Origin of the sequence: Rhodococcus sp. NPDC078407 (assembly GCF_044542515.1) — a bacterium.
Classification (GTDB): Bacteria; Actinomycetota; Actinomycetes; order Mycobacteriales; family Mycobacteriaceae; genus Rhodococcoides.
Genome location: NZ_JBITUQ010000057.1, coordinates 1 through 1,359, shown reverse-complemented (window position 1 = coordinate 1,359; position 1,359 = coordinate 1). Strand labels below are relative to the sequence as shown.

The 1,359-nt window shown below is 61.1% G+C and carries 1 protein-coding gene; it reads right to left on the bottom strand.

Annotated elements, in window-relative coordinates:
* Positions 1-4: 4 nt before the first annotated feature.
* Positions 5-1,305 (bottom strand): IS3 family transposase gene (locus ACIGGF_RS25340; protein ID WP_397523786.1). Its coding sequence is split into 2 segments (ribosomal slippage): positions 5-1,032 and positions 1,032-1,305, totalling 1,302 coding nucleotides; the frame shifts between segments, so codons are not numbered across the junction.
* Positions 1,306-1,359 lie beyond the last annotated feature (54 nt).

The following is a 1,359-nucleotide window of genomic DNA, read 5'->3' as shown; positions in this document are numbered from 1 at the left end:
TGAATCACCCTAGGTTCTGTGCCGCCTCCAGTTGGGGCTGATCCTCGGTGGTGAGGTCAGCGTAGTGGAGCGTTTCGTATTCGACCGGGGGCATGTGGCCGATGCTGGAATGAAGGCGCTTGACGTTGTACCACTCGACCCAACCAGCGGTTGCGAACTCGACGTCTGTGATCGTCTTGTACGACCCCGAGTGGAAGATCGTCGTTCGGATGCACTCGGTCTTGTACAACCCGTTCGCTGATTCGACGAGGGCATTGTCGTAGGCGTCCCCGACCGATCCGATGGACGCGGCGATGTTCTCAAGCGCCAACTTCTCGGTCAGCTTCACGGACGTATACTGACTACCCGCGTCCGAATGATGTATCAGCTCAGCAGCTTTCACTGGATTACCCTCACGGCGGCGCTGCCACAGCGCCATCCTGAGCGGAATCGTCACCAGGTCCACAGTCTTCGACATCGACGCATGCCACGCGACGATCCTCCGGGAGAAGACGTCGATGATGAACACCACGTAGACCCACCCGGCCCATGTTCGGACGTAAGTGAAATCGGTGACCCATACCCGATTCGGTTCCTCGGCCCGAAACTGTCGGTTGAGCAGGTCGCCCGCTCGCACGCCGTCCGCCGAGCGGATTGTGGTTCTGATTCCTTTCGCTCGTCGAATACCGTTGTGGCGCAGTAGCTTCATTGCACGGTCCACTGCACCGTAGGACACCCCGGGGATCGCGGTCCGGTCCAGATGTGCGCGCATCTTCACCCTCCCGTACAACCCTTCCGGTGTCATCTTCCGCCGGCCGTCTGCGCCGGTGTTCCACACCACCTCCCTGACCGCATCGATGACGTGGGCGTCGGCGACGGTACGCGCAGCGGGCTTGCGTACTCGCCATGCTCGGTAGGTTCTCGCGGCGATCTTGCAGCCCTGATCGCTCAGGACCCGGCAGATCGACTCGACCGCAGAACCGTTGGCACGCAACGAATCTATGAAAGCGATAATCATCGGTTGCGGGGGTCGAGTTCCCCCGCGAAGAAAGTCGTCGCAGCCTTGAGGATGGCGACGTCCTCGCGCAGCTGCTTGTTCTCGGCCTTGAGCTTTTTGATCTCCGCCGATTCTTTCGAGGTAGTGCCGGCGCGGGTGCCTTGGTCGACCTGGGCTTGCACGGCCCACCGCCGCACTGTCTCCTGACCGACGCCGACCTGCTTGGCAATCGCTTCCGCCGCGGCAGTCACCGAGGCGTACTCAGCTCCGTGAGCTTCGAGTAGCCGCAGGGCCCTCGCACGGACCTCCGGATCGATTTTCTTGGGCATGACATGCATCCTTCCTGACTCAGAAGGAAGCGGCATCAAACCTGGGGTGATTCA